At 70.8% G+C, this 23,300-nt stretch carries 18 protein-coding genes; 10 read left to right on the top strand and 8 right to left on the bottom strand.

Annotation, left to right across the window (positions count from 1 at the left end; translation table 11 throughout):
• Positions 1-15 precede the first annotated feature (15 nt).
• The 4 genes from infC to KY661_RS25030 all read left to right on the top strand — a co-directional run bounded on the left by infC (position 16) and on the right by KY661_RS25030 (position 3,190).
• The gene (gene infC / locus KY661_RS25045) at positions 16-696 is read left to right on the top strand and encodes a translation initiation factor IF-3 (protein ID WP_225412667.1); all 681 of its coding nucleotides are present in this window, start codon (positions 16-18) and stop codon (positions 694-696) included.
• A gap of 124 nt (positions 697-820) precedes the next feature.
• Entirely contained in the window at positions 821-1,963 is a 1,143-nt protein-coding gene (locus KY661_RS25040; protein WP_225412615.1) for an oxygen-binding di-iron domain-containing protein, read from the top strand.
• Between the two features lie 16 nt (positions 1,964-1,979).
• Positions 1,980-2,996 carry a serine/threonine-protein kinase gene (locus tag KY661_RS25035; protein WP_225412614.1) on the top strand — a complete coding sequence of 339 codons (1,017 nt, stop codon included), beginning with the start codon at positions 1,980-1,982 and terminating at the stop codon, positions 2,994-2,996.
• A 2-nt stretch (positions 2,997-2,998) separates the two neighbouring features.
• Positions 2,999-3,190, top strand: a complete 192-nt coding sequence (locus KY661_RS25030; RefSeq protein ID WP_225412613.1) for a hypothetical protein — start codon at positions 2,999-3,001, stop codon at positions 3,188-3,190.
• 3 nt (positions 3,191-3,193) lie between these two features.
• Here the strand turns inward: KY661_RS25030 and KY661_RS25025 are convergent, their stop codons facing one another.
• Together KY661_RS25025 and KY661_RS25020 are read right to left on the bottom strand one after the other, a co-directional pair.
• Complete coding sequence (locus KY661_RS25025) at positions 3,194-5,017, bottom strand: SLC13 family permease (protein ID WP_225412612.1); 1,824 nt, start codon at positions 5,015-5,017, stop codon at positions 3,194-3,196.
• 305 nt (positions 5,018-5,322) lie between these two features.
• Positions 5,323-7,914 (bottom strand): CHASE domain-containing protein, encoded by a 2,592-nt coding sequence (locus KY661_RS25020; RefSeq protein ID WP_225412611.1) that lies wholly within the window; start codon positions 7,912-7,914, stop codon positions 5,323-5,325.
• Between the two features lie 214 nt (positions 7,915-8,128).
• Here KY661_RS25020 and KY661_RS25015 point away from each other — a divergent pair, with 214 nt between their 5' ends.
• Positions 8,129-9,397 (top strand): mechanosensitive ion channel family protein, encoded by a 1,269-nt coding sequence (locus KY661_RS25015; protein WP_225412610.1) that lies wholly within the window; start codon positions 8,129-8,131, stop codon positions 9,395-9,397.
• Positions 9,398-9,741: 344 nt separating this feature from the next.
• Here KY661_RS25015 and KY661_RS25010 read toward each other — a convergent pair whose 3' ends face one another.
• The 3 genes from KY661_RS25010 to KY661_RS25000 all read right to left on the bottom strand — a co-directional run bounded on the left by KY661_RS25010 (position 9,742) and on the right by KY661_RS25000 (position 13,758).
• Positions 9,742-11,166 carry an MATE family efflux transporter gene (locus KY661_RS25010; protein WP_225412609.1) on the bottom strand — a complete coding sequence of 475 codons (1,425 nt, stop codon included), beginning with the start codon at positions 11,164-11,166 and terminating at the stop codon, positions 9,742-9,744.
• A 63-nt stretch (positions 11,167-11,229) separates the two neighbouring features.
• Positions 11,230-12,192, bottom strand: coding sequence for a COX15/CtaA family protein (locus KY661_RS25005; RefSeq protein WP_225412608.1), 963 nt, complete (start codon positions 12,190-12,192; stop codon positions 11,230-11,232).
• 159 nt (positions 12,193-12,351) lie between these two features.
• The gene (locus KY661_RS25000; protein WP_225412607.1) at positions 12,352-13,758 is read right to left on the bottom strand and encodes an NAD-dependent succinate-semialdehyde dehydrogenase; all 1,407 of its coding nucleotides are present in this window, start codon (positions 13,756-13,758) and stop codon (positions 12,352-12,354) included.
• A 215-nt stretch (positions 13,759-13,973) separates the two neighbouring features.
• Here KY661_RS25000 and KY661_RS24995 point away from each other — a divergent pair, with 215 nt between their 5' ends.
• Both KY661_RS24995 and KY661_RS24990 read left to right on the top strand, forming a co-directional pair.
• On the top strand, positions 13,974-14,210 hold the full coding sequence (locus KY661_RS24995; RefSeq protein WP_075009071.1) for a hypothetical protein: 237 nt from the start codon (positions 13,974-13,976) through the stop codon (positions 14,208-14,210).
• Positions 14,211-14,323: 113 nt separating this feature from the next.
• Positions 14,324-15,100 (top strand): phosphatase PAP2 family protein, encoded by a 777-nt coding sequence (locus KY661_RS24990; RefSeq protein ID WP_225412606.1) that lies wholly within the window; start codon positions 14,324-14,326, stop codon positions 15,098-15,100.
• Positions 15,101-15,114: 14 nt separating this feature from the next.
• On the opposite strand, the gene KY661_RS24985 is transcribed toward KY661_RS24990, so the two are convergent.
• Positions 15,115-16,089: an NADPH:quinone oxidoreductase family protein gene (locus KY661_RS24985; RefSeq protein WP_225412605.1), complete on the bottom strand. Its 975-nt coding sequence runs from the start codon at positions 16,087-16,089 to the stop codon at positions 15,115-15,117.
• A gap of 117 nt (positions 16,090-16,206) precedes the next feature.
• Here KY661_RS24985 and KY661_RS24980 point away from each other — a divergent pair, with 117 nt between their 5' ends.
• Positions 16,207-16,611, top strand: coding sequence for a plasmid stabilization protein (locus KY661_RS24980; protein ID WP_225412604.1), 405 nt, complete (start codon positions 16,207-16,209; stop codon positions 16,609-16,611).
• A 178-nt stretch (positions 16,612-16,789) separates the two neighbouring features.
• Entirely contained in the window at positions 16,790-18,259 is a 1,470-nt protein-coding gene (locus KY661_RS24975; protein WP_225412603.1) for a histone deacetylase family protein, read from the top strand.
• On the opposite strand, the gene KY661_RS24970 is transcribed toward KY661_RS24975, so the two are convergent.
• Positions 18,256-19,521 carry a GAF domain-containing sensor histidine kinase gene (locus KY661_RS24970; RefSeq protein ID WP_225412602.1) on the bottom strand — a complete coding sequence of 422 codons (1,266 nt, stop codon included), beginning with the start codon at positions 19,519-19,521 and terminating at the stop codon, positions 18,256-18,258. The genes KY661_RS24975 and KY661_RS24970 overlap by 4 nt on opposite strands.
• Before the next feature lie 496 nt (positions 19,522-20,017).
• Between KY661_RS24970 and KY661_RS24965 the strand changes: the two genes are divergently transcribed.
• Positions 20,018-22,432: an ATP-binding protein gene (locus tag KY661_RS24965; protein WP_225412601.1), complete on the top strand. Its 2,415-nt coding sequence runs from the start codon at positions 20,018-20,020 to the stop codon at positions 22,430-22,432.
• Between the two features lie 7 nt (positions 22,433-22,439).
• Here the strand turns inward: KY661_RS24965 and KY661_RS24960 are convergent, their stop codons facing one another.
• Positions 22,440-23,210 (bottom strand): hypothetical protein, encoded by a 771-nt coding sequence (locus tag KY661_RS24960; protein ID WP_225412600.1) that lies wholly within the window; start codon positions 23,208-23,210, stop codon positions 22,440-22,442.
• Positions 23,211-23,300 lie beyond the last annotated feature (90 nt).

Here is a 23,300-nt window from a genome sequence, read left to right as displayed (position 1 = left end):
GGACAGGAGTCTCACATCATTCGCGAACAGAGAAGCAGCCGAAGTGGAAGCCGTGACCAGCGCACCAACCGCCGCATTCGCGCCCGGGAGGTTCGCGTGGTGAGCGCGGACGGTGAGCAGCTCGGCGTCATGCCCCTCGAGGCCGCCCTCGCGCGGGCCCGTGACGAGGGGCTCGACCTGGTCGAGATCAGCCCCATGGCCAGCCCGCCCGTCTGCAAGCTCATGGACTACGGCAAGTTCAAGTACGAGGAGAAGAAGAAGGCCTCGGAAGCCAAGCGGGCGCAGGTCGTCATCCAGCTCAAGGAAGTGAAGCTCCGTCCCAAGACGGAGGACCACGACTACGAGTTCAAGGTGCGCAACATGCGCCGGTTCGTGGAGGAGGGGAACAAGGCGAAGGTCGTCGTCCAGTTCCGCGGCCGCGAAATCACCCACCGCGAGCAGGGCACCGCCCTCCTCAACGATGTGGCGCAGGACCTGAAGGACGTGGCCATCGTGGAGCAGCCGCCCCGCATGGAAGGGCGCCTGATGTTCATGATTCTCGCGCCGACGCCCAAGGTGGCCCAGAAGGCCCGCGAGGCCGTGAAGCAGGCCGCCCAGGCCGCCAAGCGCACGCCGCCGCCCCAGGGCAAGCCCTCCACGGAGAGCGCCAGCGCCGAGCAGGCCCCGGTACCGGACGAGCAGCCAGCGGCTCCCTGAGTCCGGGGGCCCCCGCGCCGGTAGCGGGGGAAGGGCGCTTCAAGTGCGGGCCAAACGGCGGTAAGGACCTTGGTAGCATGGGCCTTGCGCCGTGGGCGCACGCGTCCCCTCTCCCGAGTCCGTGATGACCAGCCCGCCTTCCCCGCCCTCCCAGGACTTGCGCCTGGTTCCCATCGAGATCGCCCCCGAAACCTTCTGGGTCGGCAAGCGGGAGCCGGGCAGTATCTTCCACGCCAATCCGTTCTTGCGGCGTTTCCGGGGCGTGGATGCGAAGACGCAAAAGCAGAACGAGTTCAACCTGCTGATCGACCCGGGCTCCAGCAGCGACTTCTCCACCATCCACACCAAGGTGTCCTCGCTCATCGGGGGGATGGAGCGCCTGTCGGCGATGTTCATCAACCACCAGGATCCGGACGTCGGCTCCTCGGCGGCCATCATCTCGGCGCGCTACTCGCCCCGGGCGGGCATCATCTGCTCGGAGGACACCTGGCGGCTCATCGTCCACTTCAACCTGCCGCGCGGCCGCTTCATCGCCACCGAGAAGTTCTCCCAGGGGCTCAACATCCCCACCGGCCACCGGCTCATCCCGGTGCCCTCGCCCTTCTGCCACTTCCGGGGCGCGGTGATGCTCTATGATCCGCAGACCCGGGTGCTCTTCTCGGGGGACCTGTTCGGCGGCCTCACCGAGGCGAAGGTGCAGGACCTGTGGGCCCAGGAGGCGGACTGGACGGGCGTGCGCGCCTTCCATCAAATCTACATGCCGGTGAACTCCGCCCTGCTGCGCGCCGTGGCGGCCATCCGCAAGCTCCAGCCCGCGGTGGAGGTCATCGCCCCGCAGCACGGGCGCCTGGTGCGCGGCCCGCTCGTGGCGCAGTTCCTGGAGCGCATGGAGCGGCTGCGCGTGGGGCTGGACATCATGGACGAGGCGCAGGACCGCACCCACCTGCAGGCGTGGAACTCCGTGGTGGACCGGGTGGTGTCGCTGGCGCGCGGCTACCTGGGCGCCTCCGTGGAGGCGAAGCTCGGGGGCAGCCAGGAGCTGGCGGACACGGCGGTGTTCGACGGCCAGCGCCTGAAGGTGAACCGCCTGGGCAAGTGGACGCTGGAGCACGTGGTGGAGCTGCTCTGCCAGGGCGAGCCGCCGGAGATCGCCGGCCCCATCATCGTGGAGGCCACCAGCGCCGCGGCCGAGTACAACCTGCCCACGCCCCACCTCGACATCGAGGGGAACGGGGCGCCCGGCAGCGTGTCCTTGATCGGCAACTGACCCAGCGGAGGCGCCAGTGCGGCAGGGTGATGATGACTCGGGAGGACTGAGCTACCTGGGAGACTTCGACGCCAAGACCCAGCCGGCGTCCGTCCGCGCGCCCACGGGAACCCTCATCCAGGGGCAGGTGACGCCCCATCCCCCCGTCCCCCCGGCGGTGCGTGGGCCCGTGCCCGGACAGGTGCTCGCGGGCCGCTACCGCGTGGAGCGGTGGCTGGGGGCCGGGGGCACCTCCACGGTGCATGCGGCCACGGACCTCCAGACCGGGCAGCCCGTGGCGCTCAAGCTGCTGATGGCCTCCGTGGACGACACGGAGCTGGTGACCCGCTTCCGCAAGGAGCTGGAGCACGTGCGCGTCCTGGAGCATCCGAACATCGCCCGGGTGCTCGACGTGGGGCTGGATGGCCCACGGCACTTCCTGGTCATGGAGCTGCTGGAGGGCATGGACCTGAAGCGGCTGGTGGCCCAGCGGCGCCCCAGCCTCGCCGAGTCCCTGCGCTGGCTCACCCATGCCACGTGCGCCCTGGAGCATGCGCATGCGCACGGGGTGCTGCACCGGGACGTGAAGTCGCCCAACCTCTTCATCACCCCCACGGGCATCCTCAAGCTGATGGACTTCGGGCTCGCCAAGAGCGCCCACGTGGACAGCAGCACCACGCAGGGCACCGTCATGGGGACCCCCGAGTACATGGCCCCGGAGCAGGTGATGGGCTCGCCCCCGGCCTCCGCGGCCACCGATTTGTACTCGCTGGGGGTGGTGGCCTACGAGCTCGTGACGGGGCAGCTTCCCTTCCGCCATCCCCAGCCCGTGCCGCTCATGTTCCTCCAGGTGCAGCAGGCCCCCGCGCCGCCACGCACCCTGTGCCCCACGCTGCCCGGGCCTTTCGAGCACGTCATCCTCACGCTCATGGCCAAGCAGCCCCAGGACCGTTACCCGAGCGCCTCGGCGCTGCGCGGGGCGCTCAAGGCGCTGTGGCCGCTGGTGCTGCCCGGTGCCACCGCGCGCCCTGCCGGGGCGGCGGGCCGGGGGTGAGCGTGGAGACTCCGCCGGCGCCGCTGCCGTTTCCCACCAGCCTCTGCCACCGCTGCGCCGCGCCGCCGCGCTACATCCAGACGAAGACGTCGACGTTCATCCTGTGCCCGCTGTTGCCGCAGAAGTATCCGCCCCAGCCGGTGCGCGCGTGCGCGCTCTTCCGGCCGAGGGCCCCGGAGCCCCGCGAGCCGTAGGCGCTACCGGGCGGCCGCGGCGGGAACGGAGGCGTCGAAGGGCCACACGGCGGGGACGGCGAAGACGAGGAACACCACGAGGAGGACCGTCAGGGGTGTGCCCAGCCGGAAGAAGTCCGTGAAGCGGTAGTGGCCGGGGCCGTACACGAGCACGCAGCTGGGCTCCAGCGGGGTGATGAACGAGCAGCTCGCCGCCAATGTCACCCCGATGGCGAACGGGCGCACGTCCACGCCGAGCTGCGAGGCGGCGCTCACCGCCACGGGGAGCACCACCAGCGCCGCGGCCTGGTTGCTCATGGGGGCTGACAGCAGGATGGTCAGCACCATCAACAGGGTGAGCACCAGCCGGGGGCCGCCATAGGTGGCCATCTCCGCCACGCGGCTGCCGAGGAACATCCCCGCGCCGCTCTTCTCCATGGCCACGCCCAGCGCCATCATCGAGCCGATGAGCAGCACCACGCGCCAGTCCACCCGGAAGGCGGTGCGCGCATCCACGCACCCGGTGGCAATCATGCCCAGCATCCCCGCCAGGCCCGCGACGGAGAGGGGCACCACCCCCAGCGAGCCCGCCGCCAGCGCGCCCAGGAAGAGGCACACCGCCAGCAGGGCCTTGCCGTAGCGGGGCGGCTGGTAGTCGTAGTCGGAGAGCACCAGCAGCGCGGCGCCATCGGCCAGCTCCGCCACACGGGCGCGGGAGCCCCGCAGGAGCAGCACGTCGCCCACGGACAGCGGAATGGAGGAGAGGGATTGCTGGCCGAAGAGGCGCCCCAGCATCTGCAGCTTGGTGATGCGCTGAAAGGCCGGCTTGCGGTGCAGCGCCAGCGCGACCAGGCCGAAGCGCTCCGCGAAGAGGGCCTCCTTCAGGCTCCGGCCCGACAGGGGGCTGCCCGAGGGGACGCTGGCCTCCACCAGCACCGAGTCCCGCGAGGCCTCCTCCGTATCGCCCAGCCTCATGTCCGGGCGGATCTCGATGCCCCGGAGATCTTTGACGCGGAGGATGTCCTCGCGCCGGCCCTCGATGATGAGCCGCTCGGTGCCCTCCAGCCGGTAGGAGGGCACCGCCGCCAGGGGCTGCCCGTCCCGGAGCAGGCCGATGACGCGCAGCCCGAGGCCCTTGGTAATCTCACCCAGCTCCTTGCCCCGGTAACCCGAGCCCTCGGGCAGCACGGCCTCCGTGAGGTAGTCGCGCAGGGACCAGCCCGCCTCTCCGGCCTGGCCCTCGCGGGCGGGCAGCAGCAGGGGGCCGAGCAGCACCACGATCAACATGCCGAGCACCGCCACGGGCAGTCCCACGGGCGCCAGCTCCGCTACGCCAATGCCCTTCATACCCATCTTCTGCATGGCCGCGGACATCACCAGGTTGGTGGAGGTGCCATAGAGGAACACCATGCCGCCCAGCATCGACGCGTAGGCGAGGGGCATGAGCACCTTGCTCTTGGGGACCTTGGCGCGGTGCGCGGCGCCGATGGCCACGGGGAGGAAGGCGGCGGTTGTCACCGTGTTGGAGATGATGGAGGAGAAGACGGCGACGGTGCCCATCATCGCGAGCACGAAGACCTGGTGGCCGTAGCGGGCGAAGAAGGACAGCCGCTGCCCGATGAGCTGGACGACGCCGGTGGTGGCGAGCCCCTGCGTCATCGCCAGCAGACAGAAGATGAAGATGACGGTGTCGTTGCTGAAGCCCTCGAAGGCCTGCTCCGGGGTGAGCACGCGGGTGAGCGCCAGGAGGCAGACGATGGTGAGGGAGCTGACCTCGATGGGGATGGTTTCGAGCGAGAAGAGCACCAGGGCGAGGACGACGATGCCCAGAACGATGGCGATGGTCATGGTTGCGGCCCCCACGTTGGGGCCTGCCGGGTGCGAGTGCCCCCTACAAAATGCGGCTTCGTCCATTAATGGAAGCCTGGACGCATGCGCGGGCTTGGTACCGGACGCCTTCTTCCGCCTTTGCACAGGCCTTTGGTCAACCCCAATTTCTTTGCTCAATGCATTGCATGGGGGGCCGTTGTCACGGCTAAGCCTGAGCAGAGACTCTTGCGTTTCAAAAAGGTGATTCGGGCCTCGGGTCACAGCACGATCCTGACGGGGCCATGCCAGGGTTCACGTCATCCCGAACCAGGTCATGACAGGCTTCAGGTGCTGGGCGTGCCCGGGGGCGGCTGGCGGGGCAGCTCCACGGTGAAGGCCGCGCCCTGGCCGGGCTGGCTCTGCACGCGGATGGTGCCTCCCAGCAGCTCCACGATGGTGCGGGTGATGTAGAGCCCCAGCCCCAGGCCCCCGTAGTTGCGCTCCGACACCGCGCGCTCGAACCGCTCGAAGATGCGCGCCTGGTGCTCGGGCGCGATGCCGATGCCCTGGTCCTCCACCCGGAGCACCACCCCGGCCGCCCCCTCGTTCAGGAAGATGCGGATGGGTTTGCCCGCCCCGTACTTGATGGCGTTCGTCAGCAGGTTCTCCACCACCTGCTCGAACCGCAGCCGGTCCGAGTGGCCCTGGACGCTGTCAGGCGCCTCCACGCTCAGGGGAGACTCCACCCGCTGGGCCTCGGGCTCCAGCCGCGCCACCACCTCGCGGATCAACGCCACGAAGTCCACCGGCTCCCAGCGCAGCCGCAGCTGGCCCGAGCCGATCCGCGACACGTCCAGCAAGTCCCCGATGAGCACCGACAGGCGGTTGAGCTGCTTGCGCCCCGCCTCCACGTGCGCGCGGACCTTCTGGGTGAACGGTGTCTCCGGCTGCCCCTCCACCGCCCGCGCGAGCGCCTGGAGCTTCAGGCTCAGCGGGGTGAGCGGCGTCTTCAGCTCGTGGCTCGCCACCGACAGGAACTCGTCGCGCAGGCGCACCGCGTTGCGGACAATCTCCTCTTCCTTCCTCCGCTCGGTGAGGTCATGCGCCAGCACCACGATGCCCCGCACGTGGCCCTGCGCGTCCCGGTCCGGCAGGTAGTTGGACTGCATGTAGATCTTCCGCCCATCCCGCAGCGGCAGCTCGACTTCGTACTGGACGGTCTCGCCCGCGAGCGCCCGGTGGAGCCGGTCCTTCACCACCGCATAGCTCGCCGGGCCGACGAACTCCTCCGCCGTCTTGCCCAGGACCAGCTCGGGCTTCACCCCGAACCACGTCTCGTACGCCTGGTTGGCGAAGCGGTAGCGCTCCGTCACATCGAGGTAGGCCACCAGCGCCGGCAGCGTATCGGTGATGGCCTGGAGCTGGGCGGCGCTGCGCCGAGCCTCCTCCCGGCTCAGCTCCACCTCCTGGCGCGCCTGGAGCTGGGCTGTCACCTCGAAGGCGAACACCATCATCCCATCCACCCTGCCCTCCGGCGTGCGGCGGGGCTGGAAGAAGAAGTCCCAGTACCGCTCCTCCAGGGGGCCGCCCACCGTGTAGCGCAGGGGCAGGCATACCTCCCGGCCCGACAGGGCCCGTCCCGTCCGGTACGCCTCGTCCAGCAGCGCCTGGCCGTGCTGCCTCAGGTCGGACACCGCCTCGTGCAGCGGCCTGCCCAGCAGCTCCCGGTGGCCCAGCACCTTCTGGCACTCGGTGTTGGCGAACTCGAAGACCTGCTGGGGGCCCGCGAGGATGGCGATGACCGCCGGGGCCTGCATGAAGATCTGCTGCAGGTGCATGCGCTGGGCTTCCGTCTCGGCCCGCGCCCCCCGCTCCCGCGCGAGCAGCCAGGCGCGCTCCGCCTCGTTGGCCTCCGCGCGCTTGCGGGCACCCTGCTGGGAGCGCGCGAAGGCGAACACCAGCAGGCTCATCAGCGTTCCAATCCCTCCCACCGCCGGCGCCCACGAGGCCATCAGCGTCCGCTCGAAATCCGGCTGCGAGGAGTACACCAGCGTCCACGGGCGGCCCGCGACCTCGATGTGCGCCGTGGTGGTGAGCCGGGGCGTGGCGGACGCCGTCTTCAGCGAGGCGCCCGAGTCATACAGCAGGGCCTCGGGCGCCGGCGTCCGCCCGTCATAGAGGCGGAACGTGACGCGCGTCTGAAAGGCGGCGGGGAACATCTCCGAGAACAGCGCCTCGGCCGCCATGGGGCCGTAGACGAAGCCATCCAGCGTCCGCCAGCGCTCTGGCTCGCTCGGGGGAATGGCGTGCCCCTGGTACACCGGAATGTACAGCACGAAGCCTTCCTGGCCGGTGGCCCCCGACTCCACGCCCAGGGTGAGCTTGCCGGAGAGCGCGGGCATCCCGGTGCGCCAGGCCCGCTCCATCGCCTCCCGGTGGATTGGCCCGGAGAACATGTCGAAGCCCAGCACCTCCTGCTGGCGCGGCGAGGCCGGCTCCAGGGAGGTGATGGCGTGGGCCTCGTTCTGGCCCGGCTGCGCGGGCAGGCGGCGGCTGTAGCCCATCTCGCGAATGCCCAGGCCGTAGCGCTGCAACCCCAGGCGCTCGACGTAGAGCCGGAACTCCTCGGGCGTGACGTGGTCGCTGGCGGTGAAGAAGCCGGCCGTGCCCAGCAGCAAGGCCGTGTCCGCCCCCAGGTGGGCCAGGATGCGATCCTGGCTCAGCCGGGCGAGGTTCTCGAACCGGGTGTCATCCCATCCCCGCGTGGTCAGCAGGAAGACCCCCGTGGAGAGGGCCGTGACCACCAGGCAGATGCTCAGCACCGTGACCGGCGTCAGCCCCCCGCGCCGGCGGGACGCGGGCGAGGCGCCATCCACGAATGCCGCGCCAGGGCGGGAGTCGCCCGAGGCCGGACGCGGCGTGGGCAATGGGGGCATGGGGAGGGACACGCGGAGGCTCGCGGCAAGCAGATACCATTGAACGCGGGCGCGCCCAGGATGCGTCCGGCAACTCCTGGATTTAAGACACCTGGGCTGTCGCGCGCCTGCCTGAGGGCCTGGCCTCATACCCATGGACAGGCCACCGTCAGCATCTAGTATCTTTGAGGTCAAAATATCTGGGCCATCGGCCCCGAGTTCAGGAGTTCCCGCCATGCCGCGCCGCCTTGCCCTGCTCTTGATGCTGCTGCCGTCCACGTCCGTGCTGGCGCAGGAGGAGGGCGGCTCCGCCCTGCGGGGGCACCTGCCCGCGTTCTTCCTGCACCGGCCGCTGTGGGAGGTGGAGCTCTGGCAGGCGCTGGGGCTGGGGCTGGTGCTGGCGTGCAGCGTGCTCGTGGGGCGGCTGATGGAGGGGCTGCTGCTGCGGCTGGGCGTGCGCGCCGCCGGGCTGACGCAGTCGGGGTGGGATGACCAGTTGGTGACGGCGGGGCGAGGCCCGCTGCGCTATCCCATCTTCGCGGTGCTGGTGGCCTCGGGCTCGCGCCTGCTGGGCCTTCCCGCGCCCGTGCAGCACGTGGTGGATGTGGTGGCGCGCTCCATCGTCATCATCGCCCTGGCGTGGTTCCTGATGAGCTTCCTGCGGCTGGCCGCCCGCTTCGTGGAGCAGAAGGTGAGTAGCAGCTCGGCGGCCGGCGCGGAGGTGGGGCGCATCCGGGGGCTGCGCACGCAGCTGGTGGTGATGCGCCACATCATCGAGGTGGCCGTGGTGCTGGTGGCCGCCTCCCTGCTGCTGCTCCAGTTCGAGGCGGTGCGCAACGTGGGCGTGTCCCTGCTGGCCTCCGCGGGCCTGGCGGGCCTCGTCATCGGTCTGGCGGCGCAGAAGTCCATCTCCACGCTGCTGGCCGGCATCCAGTTGTCCATCACCCAGCCCATCCGCATCGGCGACACCGTCATCGTGGAGGGCGAGTGGGGGTGGGTGGAGGAAATCACCCTCACCTATGTGGTGGTGAAGGTGTGGGACTTGCGGCGGCTGGTGGTGCCCATGACGCACTTCCTGGAGAAGCCCTTCCAGAACTGGAGCAAGGTGTCGCCGGACATCCTGGGCACCGCGGAGCTGTACGTGGACTTCCGCACGAACGTGGCCGCGGTGCGCGCGGAGCTTCACCGCATCCTGCAGCAGGAGTCCCAGGGGCTCTGGGATGGCAAGGTGCACGGCTTGCAGGTGACGGATTGCTCCGAGCGCACCATGAAGCTGCGCGCGCTGGTGAGCGCCTCGGACGCGGGCAAGGCGTTCGACCTGCGGTGCCTGGTGCGCGAGAAGCTGATGACGTTCCTCCAGGCGCAGCCGCACGGCCTGCCGCTGCTGCGCGCCGAGGCGAGCCACCTGGCGCCGGCCGCCGAGCCCGTGCTCCCGCTGGGCCTGAACGCGGTGGCGCCCGGGCGGATGCCGGCCCCGGCCCGGCCGGCGGGCTCTGGCGATTAGGCAACACCCACAGCGGGCCCCCCTCTGCACCATCCCCCGAGAGTGCAGAGAGGCAGGCCCGCTGCCCGCTACCCACCCACCTGGAAGCGCCAGGCGTCCGGCTTCACCGTCCACCCTCGCTTCGCGAGACGTCTCCCCCGGTTATGGGATTGCGTCTCATTCTTGAGACTAATACCGGTTGTTAGAGACCTGCAACCCACAGCACGCCGCCGCACCCCTTCTGTTGCAACGCTTTGCTACCCACAAGGAAACCAGACGGAAAGTTTTAGGGATACTGCCTGAGGGGGCAGCGCAACGAGCCTCTTTTAAACGTATCCCCGGAATCCCCTCTTTGGCCCGGGGGCTCAAGCCCCGGTGGTGCCGTGGGTGAGCGTCTCGTCCGGGGTGGAGGGGGGCGTGCCTGGAGGCGGCTTCTTGCCGAGCGGGCGCTTCCACCGGCCGGAGAAGTAGTAGGCCATGCTGGCGGCGAGCGACACGGCGAAGCTCAGCGCAATGGCATACCAGACGCCCTGCACGCTGCCCATGCGCCGTGACAGCCAGTAGGCGACCGGCACGCGGACGACCCACAGGCTGATCAACGCCAGGAGCGTGGTGGCCAGCGTGTGGCCCGCGCCATTGATGATGCCGTTGCTGACGAAGACGAGGGCGAAGAAGAGGTAGCAGGCACCCACGGTGTGCAGGTAGGCGACGCCCGGTTCGAGGACGGCGGCATCCGTGACGAAGATGCTCAGGAGCGCGCGGGGCACCGACACGGCCACCGCGGTGATGACCAGGGTGATGCCCCCGCTGAACACGCAGCCCCAGAGGAAGATCTCCCGGATCCGGTCCTGGCGCCCCGCGCCGAGGTTCTGCCCGGCGAGGGTGGAGATGGCCATGCCGAAGGTCATCGCGGGCAGGAAGGCGATCTGGTCAATGCGGGAGGCGGCCCCGAAGGCGGCCGTGGCCGTCTCTCCGAAGCCGTTGACGATGCTGGTGACGAACACCATGCCGATGGAGACGAGCGACTGCTGGACGGCGGAGGGCAGGCCGATGCGCAGCGTCTTCCGGGTGATGGGCCCCAGGTGGCTGAAGCGCGGCCAGGAGGGGGCGACGGGGACCTTCTTCGCGTGCAGGTAGGCGATGAGCGCCGTGAGCGACAGGAGCTGGGAGACGACGGTGGCCCACGCGGTGCCGTTGAGCCCCAGCTTGGGAAAGCCCAGCCAGCCGAGCATCAGCACCGGGTCCAGCGCCGCGGTGAGGAGCAGCGAGCCGGACTGGAAGTAGAGCGGGGTCTTCGAGTCGCCCACGCCCTGGAGCAGGCTGCGCGTGAGGAACAGGCCGAAGCCCAGGGGCATCGAGAGCAGGAAGATGCGCAGGTAGGCGACGGACGCGTCGAGGATGTCCGGGGGCGTGTCCATGGCGCGCAGCATGCTGGGGGCGAACAGCTCGCCCAGCACGGTGAACAGGATGCCCAGCGAGCCGATGAGCACCGTGGAGCTGTCCACGGTCCGCTTCAGCTCGTCCATCCGCCGGGCCCCGAAGCTCTGGGACACGAGGATGTTCGTCGCCAGCGTGAGCCCCATGCCGATGGCGAACAGCACGAAGACGATGGGGAAGCTCACCGTCACCGTGGCGAGCGCGGCGGTGCCCAGGTACTGCCCCACCCAGATGGCGTTGACGAAGCTGTAGGCCGTCTGGAGGAAGCTGCCCAGGAGCATCGGCAGCGAGAAGGTCACCATGAGCCGGGGGATGCTGCCGGTGGTCAGGTCACGTCCGAAGCCAGGTTGCATGCGCGGCAGCCTGTACCCGGCCCCGTGCGCGCGCACCGGTTTTCGGGCCCGGTTGTCCGGAAGTCACTGGGCTGTCAGGGCATCCGGGCGCAGGACGGCGCGGGGCGCGTCCTCCGCGAGCGCCGCCACGCACAGCCGCAGCAGGGCAATCCACACCAGGTCCGCCAGCAGCAGGTGCACGAGCTGCATCCACACCGGGGCGAGCAGCACCAGGTTGGTGAGCCCCGCGCCCAGCTGCACCGCGTACAGCACGGTGAGCTGCGTGGCCGAGCGCCGCACCTCCGCCGAGGGCCGCAGCCGGGCGAGCACGTTGCCCACCGCCACCAGCAGCGCGCCCAGCCCCACCGCCAGCAGCGGGTGCAGCACGCGCAGCCTCAGCAGGATGTGGGACGTCTCGGACATGTCCTGCCGCAAGCCCTCCGTGAAGCTCGTGGCCGGAAAGAGCGTGTCCCCCAGCGCGGCGATGGCCCCCGTCACCCCCAGCAGCAGCAGCCCGGTGACGGCCACGCCCACCAGCGCGCCGGCGAGCCCCTGGCCGCGCAGCACCCACCGCGAGCGCCCACCGGCCCACCACGCGGTGAGCGCCTGGGCGCCCACCAGCAGGAACGTGTTGATGAGGTGAATGGCCATCCAGTACGCGCGCGCGATGGACGGGTTGTCCGCCACGTACTTCAGAAGGACGATGCCCGCGCCGACGGCCGCCTCCGTCAGCATGAAGACGAGCGACAGCACCGAGGCCAGGCGCACCGGGTGCCCCTTGGCGTGGGCGCGCAGGCCCCAGACGCACATCACCACGGCCAGCACCAGCGCCAGCCCGCTCGTCACCCGGTGCGTGTACTCGATGAGCGTGGCCACGGTGGGCGCGCGCGGCACCACCACCCCGTTGCACTGGGGCCAGTGGTCCCCGCAGCCCGCCCCCGAGCCCGTGGCGCGCACGAAGGCGCCCCACAGCACCACGGCCAGCGTGTAGGCGAGGACGGCGTAGCTGAAGACCTGGAAGCGGCGGGACGAAGCGGGGACGTTCATCGGAGGACCGGCTCGGAAAGGCGACTCGTCTCTCCCTAGCGCACTTCGCGCCCGGATGCCTCCTGCCCACCGCCGGGGCCCCGCGCCGGGGCCATCACCGCCATCAGTTGCGGTCCTCACGGGCTCCCCTGCCGGGAGGACAGGCGAGCCCGGAGGGGCCTATTCGTTGGCGGAGGCCTGGGTGGGGGGCGGGACGGAGCCCGAGCTGACGCGGACCGTCTTGGCGTTGAGGAACTCGCGCAGGCCGTGCAGCGCCATCTCGCGCCCGTGGCCCGAGTGCTTCACCCCGCCAAAGGGCAGCCGGGGATCCGAGGCCACCATCGCGTTGACGAACACCATGCCCGTCTCGATGCCCTCGATGAACCGCTGGGCCTCCGCCTCCTCCTTCGTCCAGACGCTCGCGCCCAGGCCATACGGGGTGTCGTTGGCCAGCGCGAGGGCGTGCTCCACGTCCTTCGCCCGGAAGAGCACCGCCACGGGGCCAAACAGCTCCTCGCGCGCGGCGGGCGATTCATCGGGCACGTCCGTGAGCACCGTGGGCGGGTAGTAATACCCCGCGCCCGTGGGGAGCTTGCCGCCCACCGGCGCCTTCGCGCCCGCCGCGAGGCTCTTCTCCACCTGGGCATGCAGGCCCTGGCGGATGCCTTCCGTGGCCAGCGGGCCCACCTCCGTCTGGGGATCCATCGGGTCGCCCACCTTCACCCGGGCCATGCGCTCCACGAAGCGCCGCTCGAACTCCGGGTAGATGGCGTCGTGGACGATGAAGCGCTTGGCGGCGATGCAGGACTGGCCGTTGTTGATGAGCCGCGCCTTCACCGCCGTCTCCACCGCCTCCTCCAGCTTCGCGCTGGGCATGACGATGAAGGGGTCGCTCCCGCCCAGCTCCAGCACCACCTTCTTCAGCGCCTTGCCTGCCTGGGCACCGACCGCCCGGCCGGCCCCTTCGCTGCCCGTCAGGGTGACCGCCTTCACCCGGCGGTCCGAGATGACGCTTTCAATCTCCCGCGTCTCGATGAACAGGTTCTGGAACGCGCCCTTGGGGAAGCCCGCGCGCAGGAAGAGGTCCTCCAGCGCCAGCGCGCACTGCGGCACGTTGTGCGCGTGCTTGAGCAGGCCCACGTTGCCGGCGATGAGCGCCGGGGCCGCGAAGCGGACGACCTGCCAGAAGGGGAAGTTCCACGGCATGATGGCCAGCACGGGCCCCAGCGGCTCGTAGCGCACGTAGCTGCGGTCCTTGCCCGTGTCGATGGGCTCGTCGCGCAGGTACGCCTCGCCGTGCTCCACGTAGTAGCGGCACGCCTGGGCGCACTTCTGGGCCTCGGCCTTGGCGGCCTCGAAGGGCTTGCCCATCTCCTGGGTCATGATGCGCCCGAAGGTGGCGGCCTCCGCCTCCAGCAGCTCCGCGGCCCGGGCCAGCCAGCGCTTGCGGTCAGCGAAGGGGGTGTGGCGGTAGGTGCGGAAGGTCTCCTCGGCCAGGCGCAGCCGGGCCTCGAGCTCCCCGGGGGTGAGCGCAGTGAAGGTCCGCAAGGTGGTGCCGGTGGTGGGCTCGGTGGTGGCGATGGCCAAGGGTCTTCCTCCTGTAGGCAGTGATAGCAGCCTGTTGCGCCAGGACAACCTTTGCCTGCTTCAAGGGTTCAGCCCCGCACGGCGAGCCCTGGTGTCTACAGTCCTGTAGCGGAATGGAAGTCATTGCCGCGAGGGGGGGCGAATTCCCTAACGGTGGCTAAGCAGACTACGCTGGGGCCCGTAGGCGCTGCGCCGTGTGTGGTCTGGAGGCTCCAATGAACTATGAATTGGTCCAAGAGCGCCGTTTCAATCCTGTCTTCGCTGGGGTGTTGTCGTTTTTCTGTCCGGGGCTGGGGCAGCTCTACAAAGGACAATTCTGGGGCGCGCTGCTCTGGTTTGTCGTCACCGGCATGGGGTACCTGGCGCTGGTGTTTCCCGGCATCATCATCCACTTCTTCTGTGTGACGGGCGCCGTGCTCGGCAGCGCCGGAAGGGACCGGATCCGCATCTAGCGGTGCCGCCAGGCGGATGCGGGGGGGCTTTCCGCGGCGGCTTTGTGCACTTCCTGGCGGCGGCGTGGGTCTGTCCGCCGTCCCGCCAGGGAAATGCATAGGGTGGGGGCTCCATGCGGCATCGACTGGGAAAGTGGATCGCCCCGCTGACGGGGCCGGAGCGGCTGCGCCTGCTAGGGGGGCTGGCCGCGGTGGTGGCCTGTTGCCTGGGCTTCGCGATGCTGGCCGACGAAGTGGTGGAGCGCGAGACGCAAGGCTTCGACGAGACCGTGGTCCTCGCGCTGCGGCGGGCGGATGACCCCCAGGTGCCCATCGGCCCGAGGTGGCTGCTGGCCTCCGCGCGGGACATCACATCGCTGGGCAGCGGCACGGTGCTCACGCTCATCACGCTGGCGGTGTGTGGCTTCCTCGCGCTCATCCGCCGCTACCGCTCGCTGCTGCTGGTGGCCTGCTCCACCGCGGGCGGCGCGCTGGTGAATTCCCTGCTCAAGCACTTCTTCGCCCGGCCGCGGCCCTCGGTGGTGCCCCACCTGGCCGAGGCCTTCGCGCCGAGCTTCCCCAGCGGCCACGCGATGCTGTCGGCCATCGTGTACCTCACGCTGGGCGCCCTGGTGTCGCAGCTCACCGAGCGCCGCCGGCTCAAGGCGTACGTGCTGGGCATGGCGGTGCTGCTGAGCTTCGTGGTCGGGCTGACGCGGGTGTACCTGGGGGTGCACTACCTCACCGACGTCCTCGGCGGGTGGATGGTGGGGCTGGCCTGGGCGCTGCTGGCCGCGCTGCTGGTGAGCGGGGCGAAGCGCCAGAGCCCCGCCCTGCGGGACGAGGTGCGCAAGGGCGCCAGCGGGCCCGGCGAGCCTCCCCCCGAGCCTCCCACGCCCGCCTCCCCCTGAGGGGAGGGCCTGCCTCAGCCGGGGCGCACGCGCAGGAGCACCTTGCCGGTGGCGCGCCGCTCCTCCAGGTCGCGCAGCGCCTGCGCGCCCTGCTCCAGCGGGTAGGCGGGGCCGATGACGGGCGCGAGCAGCCCCTGGTCCGCCAGCGCCGCCAGGTCCTGGGCGATGGCGGGCGTGAGGGCCGGGTCCGTCATCAGGAAGGCGCCCCAGGCCACCCCCACCACGTCGATGTTCCGCAGCAGCAGCCGGTTCACCGCCACCTCGGGAATGCGCCCCCCGGCGAAGCCCACCACCAGCACCCGGCCCTCCGGGGCGAGGCACTTGAGGCTCTTGTCGAAGATGTCGCCGCCCACCGGGTCCATCACCACGTCCACGCCGCGGCCGTCCGTCTTCTCGCGGGCCTGCTTCACCCAGTCCTCCGTGGACAGCAGCACCTCGTGCGCGCCCGCCTTCCGGGCCACCTCCGCCTTCTGGGGGCTGCTGGCCACGGCGAGCACGCGCGCCCCGGCCCCCCGCGCCACCTGAATCGTCGCGGTGCCCACGCCCCCCGCGGCCCCGTGGACGAGCACGGCCTCGCCCGCCTTCAGCCGGCCGCGCCGGTGCAGCGCGAAGTGGGCGGTGTGGTAGTTCATCACCCCGCCCGCGGCGGCCTCGAAGCTCCACGCGTCCGGGATGCGGAAGGTCATCTCCGGCGGCGCCTTGGCCACCTCCGCGAAGCCCCCGAACATGGTGAAGGCCATCACCCGGTCGCCCTCCCGCACGGCCGCGCCCGCCGGGGCCCGGCGCACCACCCCGGCCACCTCCACCCCCGGGATGAAGGGCAGCGGCGGCTTCACCTGGTACTGGCCCCGGGTGAGCAGCAGGTCCGGAAAGCTCACCCCCGCGGCCACCACGTCGATGAGCACATCCCCGTCCGCCTCGGGCTCCGGCACGTCGAGCAGGTGGAGCCCCGCGGGCCCGTCCAGCGTCTGAAGTTGCAGCGCGCGCATGGTGTTTCCTTTCTCTTCCTTCATGGAACCTGGGGACAAGGGGCTCCCCCCCCTGTTCATCCCGCGTCTGAATGCAAACCTTGTGAGGTGTTTGGGTGCAGTGGCAAGGAGGACACAATGCCTCGTGGGGATAAGAGCAAATACACCGACAAGCAAAAGCGGCGCGCGGAGCACATCGCCGACAGCTACGTGGAGCACGGCACCAACGCGAAGGAGGCCAAGGCCCGGGCGTGGGCCACCGTGAACGCCGAGTCGCATGGGGGCGAGAAGCCCGGGGGCTCCGGCTACGGGAAGCCCGAGACGCACCAGTCCTCGAGCCGGGGCGGCACCCGGAGCCAGGCGGGCCGCACCCAGGCCCAGCGCTCGGCCGCGGCGAAGAAGGGGGCGGCAACGCGCAAGCGCAAGACGCTCCAGCGCGCCACGGCCGCCAAGCGCGGCGCCGCCAAGCGCACCACCGCGAAGAAGGCCACCACCGCCAAGCGGAGTACCGCCAAGCGCGGCACCTCCAAGAGCAAGCGCTGAACGGCGCATCCTGGCGAAGCGGCCCCAGTCCACCCGCTCCGCGCCCGGTAAGCAGGCGAACACGTTCAAACGGCAGAAGGCGAAGCGCCCTTAACGCGGCGCGGCGTGAGGGCCTTGAGCGGAGGGGCGCGGAAAGTGTTCCCGCCCCCCGTGTTCCAGGCGTAGGGTTTCACTGCTGATGAGAGCCTGGCTGCGGCAGTGGAAGAGGCGGCTGCGTCCGGACCGGGCGCGGGTGCCGGTCTTCTATGACGAGCCCTACCGGCTGCCGCTCTCCCGTCTCGGCGCTACCCACGGGTTGGAGCCGTGCCAGGTGGACTTCACCACCGGGTACCTGCTGGAGGCCGGCATCATCCGCGCCGCCGAGCTCCACCGCCCCCGGCCCGTTTCCTATGCGCAGCTGGCGCGGGTGCATGGGGCCTCCTACCTGGAGTCGCTGGGCGCGCCCGAGACGCTCGCGCGCATCTTCACCGTGGAGCCCGCGGACGTGCCGGTGGACATCGTGCTGGACGCGGTGCGGCGCATCTGCGGCGGCACGCTGGAGGCGGCCCGGCTGGCGCTCTCCACCGGGCGCCCCGCCGTCAACATGGCCGGGGGCTTCCACCACGCCGCGCCGGACCATGGCGGCGGCTTCTGCGTGCTCAACGACATCGCCGTGGCGCTCGCCGCCCTGCGCGAGGAGGGCTTCGCGGGCACCGTGGCGGTGATTGACCTCGATGCGCACCCCTCGGATGGCACCGCCGCGTGTCTCACGGGCGACCCGCGCGTCTGGGTGGGCTCCCTGTCCGGCAGCGACTGGGGCCAGGTGCCCGGTGCGCAGGAGGTGCTGCTGGCCCACGGCTGTGGCGATGCCGAGTACCTCGCGGCGCTGGAGGCGCTGCTCTCGCGCATGCCCCCCGCGCAGCTCGCCTTCGTCATCGCCGGGGGCGATGTGCTGCGCGGAGACCGCTTCGGCCGCCTGGGCCTCTCGCTGAAGGGGGCCCGCAGGAGGGACCTGGCCGTGGCGCGCGCGCTTCACGGCGTGCCCTCGGTGTGGCTGCCCGGGGGCGGCTACCACGCGGAGGCCTGGAAGGTGTTCGCCGGCTCGGTGCTGGTCCTGAACGGCTGGGGCCACGAGCCCATCGACGAGCGGTTTGATCCGCGCGGCATGCTCGCGCGGCACCGCTCGCCGCTGGGGGCCCACGCGCCGCCGCAGCCCTGGGAGGCCATCACCCTGGAGGACCTGGAGGGGGCGCTGGGCTTCGCGCACCTGGACCCTCCCCGGCTGCTGGGCCACTACACCGAGCAGTCCCTGGAGTACGTCCTGTTCCGCTCCGGCGTGGGGCCCGCCCTGGAGCGCCAGGGCTACGGCCCGCCGCGGGTGTCCGTGGATGTCACCGCGGCCGGCGAGCGCCTCCAGCTCCTGGGGCGGGCGCACGGGCAGGAGCAGGTGCTGGTGGACTGTGTCCTGCGGCGCGCGCGCGTGGAGGACGCGGACGTCCTGTTCGTCGACACGCTGCGCGGGCCGCCCGCGCGGGGCCCCCTCAGCGCCCCCGCGGGCGATGCGCGGCGGGAGGTACAGGAGATGCTGCGCTTCATGGCCCAGCAGCTCGGTCTGCGGGGCGTGGCCCTTCGGTCCGGGGCCGAGGGACTCCCGGCCCGCGGAGGCTAGGAGGCCAGGGCCTGGGTGTTGGCCGGGCGCACCGGGATGCGCAGGCAGAACAGGGCGCCCTTGGGCTGGTTGTCCTCCACCCAGATCCACCCGCCGTGCGCCTCGATGACGCGCCGGCTGAAGGCCAGCCCCAGGCTGTTGCTGGCCCGGGCGCGCGCGGCGCTGGGCACGCCCTCGGGCAGCTGCGTCTCGAAGACGTAGGGCCGGGTGTTGGAGGGGATGCCGGGGCCCTCGTCGCGGATGCGCACCTCCAGCAGTCCCGGCTCGGGCTGCGTGGCCTCCAGCGCCACCTTGCCGCTGCCCAGCGCCGTGAAGCGGAACGAGTTGTCCAGCAGGTTCTCCACCGCACGCCGCAGCAGGTCCCGGTCCGCGGTGACGAGCCGCTCCGTCACCCGGATGCCGTGGGTGAATTGGCGGTGCGTGCCGTGCGTGCGCATGGAGAAGTCCCGCGCCACCTCGGCGATGAGCGCGGTGAAGTCGAACTCGGCCAGCCGGGGCACCAGGGGCGAGTCCTCGCGGCTGGCCTCCAGCAGGTTGCCCACCAGCCGCTGCACGCCCTCGGCCGTCTCGCGGATGTCCCGCGCCGCCCCCCGCGCGTCGTCGGGAATCTGGGGCCGCACCTGCATGAGCGCCGCGTGCGTCTGGATGGTGCTCAGCGGCGTCTGCAAGTCCCTCGCGACGAGCTGCAGCAGCTCGTCCTTGTGGCGCTGCATCCGCGCGAGCGCGTCGCGCTGGGAGCGGCTCTCGGCCTCGCGGCGCGCCAGCTCCAGCGCGTGCAGGCGAAGCTGGAGCTGGGACTCCACCTGCCGGCCCAGCAGCCGCAGCGCCTCGGCCTGCTCCGGCTTCAGCTCGCGCGGCACGCTGTCGATGACGCACAGGGTGCCCAGGTTGTGCCCGCCCTGGCTCTTGAGGGGCGTGCCCGCGTAGAAGCGGATGTGGGGATCTCCGATGACGAGCGGGTTGTCGTGGAAGCGCTCGTCCTGGCGGGCATCCGGCACCACGAGGAGCCCCTCTTGCAGGATGGCGTGGGAGCAGAAGGCGATGTCCCGGGGCGTCTCGGTGGCCTCGGTCCCCACGCGCGCCTTGAACCACTGGCGGCCCTGGTCGATGAGCGACACCAGCGCCACCGGGGCCGCGCAGAACAGGGAGGCCAGCCGCACCAGATCATCGAACCCCTGCTCTGGCGGAGTATCGAGGATGCCATGAGAGACCAGATTCTCCAGGCGAGCTTCCTCGTTCCTGGGCAGGGGGGCGCTCTTCATGTGAGGGGACTCCAGGCAAACGGTGAGGGAGCAGCAAGGTAAGAAGGCGAAGCGCGGAGAACAGTCCCCAGGCCCTGCGGTCTGGAAGGCGGTGTATGGAGATGTCCGCACGGCGACAGTCCTCTCAAAGGGAGTCTCCCTTTCTCCAACCGATTCAGTAGTCAGGAAGGGGTGCGGGCGCCTGACAACCGGCACGCAGGGCAAGCAAGCAGACGTCCGGACGGCTGCCAGGCCCCCGGGCAAGTTGGACTTTCAGCAACGGTTGACTTTTACACACCTTGGGCTCTTATCTGACCCTGAGCCAGGCCGCCAACGGATGACAGGGCAGTAGGAACCTCAGCGGCCCGGAAGGCTCCTGGCCATACCGTCCTGGGAACACAGGACGGGAGGAGGCGAAGTGGCAGAGGAGTGGGTGCCAGGACCGGGGCAGGGGCCCCGGGCGGGTCCGCAGGGGACGGCTCCGGGCCCGAAGCCACTGAGCTTGGTGAGCACGGACATGGAAGCGGATGCGCTGCGCTATCGCATGCTGGCCCAACACCTGCGTGCGGTCATTTTCCAGCTGGACGCGCGCGGCCACTTCACCGTCCTGGGCGCCTCGTGGGAGGAGCTGACGGATCTCAAGGTGGCCTCGACGCTGGGCACCTCGCTGGTGGATGCGCTGCACCCGGTGGACCGCGAGCCGGTGCGCGGCTGGCTGCGCGCGCTGGCGGCGCGGGAGCAGGAGGGTTTCCGGCACGAGGTGCGCATCCTCACCCGCACGGGCACCTGTTGGGTGGAGCTGTTCGCCCAGGCCTCGCCGTCCCTGGCCGGGGAGGTGGTGGGCATCCTCACGGACATCTCCGAGCGCCGCCGGGCGCAGGATGCCGTCACCACCCGGGAGCGCTGCCTGGCCGCCGTGGTGGAGGTGCAGCGCCGGCTGCTGATGCATGAGCCCGAGGGCTACCTCTACCAGGACATCCTCGCCCCGCTGGGGCGGGCCTCGGGCGCCAGCCGGGCCTATGTCTTCGAGGCGCACCGGGACGTGATGGGGCGCCTGCGGGTGACTCAGCGCGCCGAGTGGTGCATGGCGGGCATCGCCGCCCGCAGCCAGATGCCCGGAGAGATTGCCCTGGAGGAGGAGCTCTTCCCGGAGCAGGCGGCCCTGCTGTCCGCGGGCCAGCCGCTGCAGTTCCTGGCCTCGGAGACGCCCCCGCGCTTCCGGGCGGGCCTGGCCCGCCAGGGAATCCTCTCGGCGCTGCTGCTGCCAGTGCGGGTGAACGGGGAGGTGTTCGGCTTCATCGGCTTCGACAACTGCGTGGAGGCGCACCGCTGGGAGGCGGTGGCGGTGAGCCTGCTGGCGGGCGCGGCGGGCGCCCTGTCGCTGGCGCTGGAGCAGCGCTCCACGGATGCGCTCCGGGCCCGCGCGGAGGCCACGCTGCGGCGGACCGAGGCGGGGTTCCACCTGCTCATCGAGGGGTTCCCGGATCCGGTGATGGTGCACGCCAACCTGCACGTGCTCTACGCGAACCCGGCCGCGGTGCGCTACCTGGGGTACGAGGGCCAGGCGGGGCTCGTGGGGCTGCCCCTGCAGCGGCTGTTGCCCCTCAAGGACCAGGACTCGCTGATGCGGCACGTGGCCGAGGCCCGCAGCGGGCAGACGTCCGTGCGCGCCTCGGACGTGACGCTGGTGCGCACGGATGGGCAGGAGGTGGTGGCGGACATCGTCACCCTGGAGATGACCTTCGAGGGCTGGCCCGCCCTGGTCACCATCGCCAGGGACTTCACCGAGCGCAAGCAGATGCAGGCGCGGCTGATGCTCAGCGACCGCATGGCCTCCATGGGGACGCTGTCGGCCGGCATCGCGCACGAGCTGAACAACCCGCTCTCCTACGTCATCGCCAACCTGGAGTTCGTCCATGCCACGCTGCAGCCGGAGGAGTTCGACCTGGCGCGCGTGCCGGACTGGCGCCAGGCACTCGAAGAGGCCCGCCAGGGCGCGGAGCGGGTGCGGCAGATTGTCCGCCAGCTCAAGACGTTCTCCCGCGTGGAGGAGGAGCGCCAGGAGCAGGTGGACCTGCACCGGGTGCTGGACTCGGTGGCGCAGATGGCCACCAGCGAGGTGAAGCACCGGGCCCGGCTGGTGAAGGAGTACGGCCCGCTGCCGGCCATCACCGGCAACGACGGCAAGCTTTTCCAGGTCTTCCTCAACCTCGTCATCAACGCCGCGCACGCCATCCCCGAGGGCGGCGTGGACGAGAATGAAATCCGCCTGGTGACGGTGGAGGACGCGCGCGGGTGGGCGGTGGTGGAGGTGCGGGACACGGGCGGGGGCATTGCCCCCGAGAACCTGGGCCGCATCTTCGATCCCTTCTTCACCACCAAGCCCCAAGGGGTGGGCACCGGGCTGGGGCTGTCCATCTGCCTCACCCTGGTGCGCGCGCACGGCGGCGACATCACCGTGGAGTCCACGGTGGGCCGGGGCACGGTGTTCCGCGTGTCCCTGCCCCCGTCCCGGCACGAGCAGGGCACCCGCCCCGAGCCCGCGGTGGCGGCCGTGCCCACGCGCATGCGCGTGCTCATCGTGGACGACGAGCCCCAGGTGGCCGCCGCGCTGGGCCGGCTGCTGGAGGACCACGTGGTGGACATCGCCCACGGCGGGGCCCAGGGGTTGGATTTGCTGCTGCTCGGGGAGCAGTACGACGTCATCTTCTGCGACTTGCTGATGCCGGAGCTGACGGGCATGGACTTCCACGCCGAGGTGTCCGCCCGGCTGCCCGCGCTGGCCCACCGGTTCATCTTCATGACGGGCGGGGGCTTCACCCCGCGCGCGCGCGAGTTCCTCGCCAACGGCGCTCACCGCGTGCTGGACAAGCCCTTCGACAAGGCGGACGTCCAGCGGCTGATGATCGAAGTGCTCTCACACTGCCGGTAGGCGGCGGTCAGCCGCAGGTCCCGCCGGCCTTGCACTGAAAGAAGCCGCAGCTCCTGCACCCCTGGCCGCCCGAGCCGCACTTCTCGCGCTGGTTGCCCGGCACGCAGGTGTTCCCATCGCAGCACCCGCTGCACGACTCCGGGGTGCACTGGCACTGGCCGCCCACGCACTGCAGGCCGGAGGGACATGCGTCCTTGCCACCGCACCGGCACTTGCCCTTGTCGCACCGGTCCGAGGCGATGGGGTCACACGCGGGGGTCGAGCCACAGGCGCAGAAGCCATCCTCCGAGCAGGCGTTCGCGGTGGCCGGGTTGCACGAGGTGCAGCTGATGCCGCCCGTGCCACACGTCTGGAAGGTGGACCTGGTGCAGTAGCCGTTCATGCAGCAGCCCGACGGGCAGTCGACGCAGAAGGAGGGGTCCACGGGCGGGGCGGACTCCATCCGCACGGTGAGCTCCACCTCGTAGCCCTTCCGGAGCTGCACCGAGCCGGTGCCCAGCGCCACCCGCGCGCCCTCATGCAGGCCCTCGACGTTCACCTCCGCCGGCGTCTCGTTCTCCACCGGAGGCAGCAGGATGCGGAACGTCTCGCCGTTGGTCAGCAGCCGCTCGGGCTGCCCGGGGAGCACATAGGGGCCAATGCCGCTCTCGCCCACGCTGCCCGAGACGACGAGCTGGTCGATGAACAGCGTGGTGGGGAAGTCGATGGTGACGAACAGCGCCGTGCCCGAGGCCTTGCTGGCATCGCGGCAGGCCCCCAGCAGCAGGCCTAGCAACACGACACTCCACAGCCGATGCGCCCACCCGCCGTTCCCTCGCGCTTTCAGGAACCTCCCGCTCATGATGCCCGCACGCTACCGCGTGCCCTC

The sequence above is a fragment of the Allostigmatella hybrida genome, from assembly GCF_020103775.1.
In the GTDB taxonomy this organism is placed as follows: domain Bacteria; phylum Myxococcota; class Myxococcia; order Myxococcales; family Myxococcaceae; genus Hyalangium; species Hyalangium aurantiaca.
Note: the sequence above shows the minus strand (reverse complement) of the source record. Positions and strands in the feature narration are given on the sequence as shown.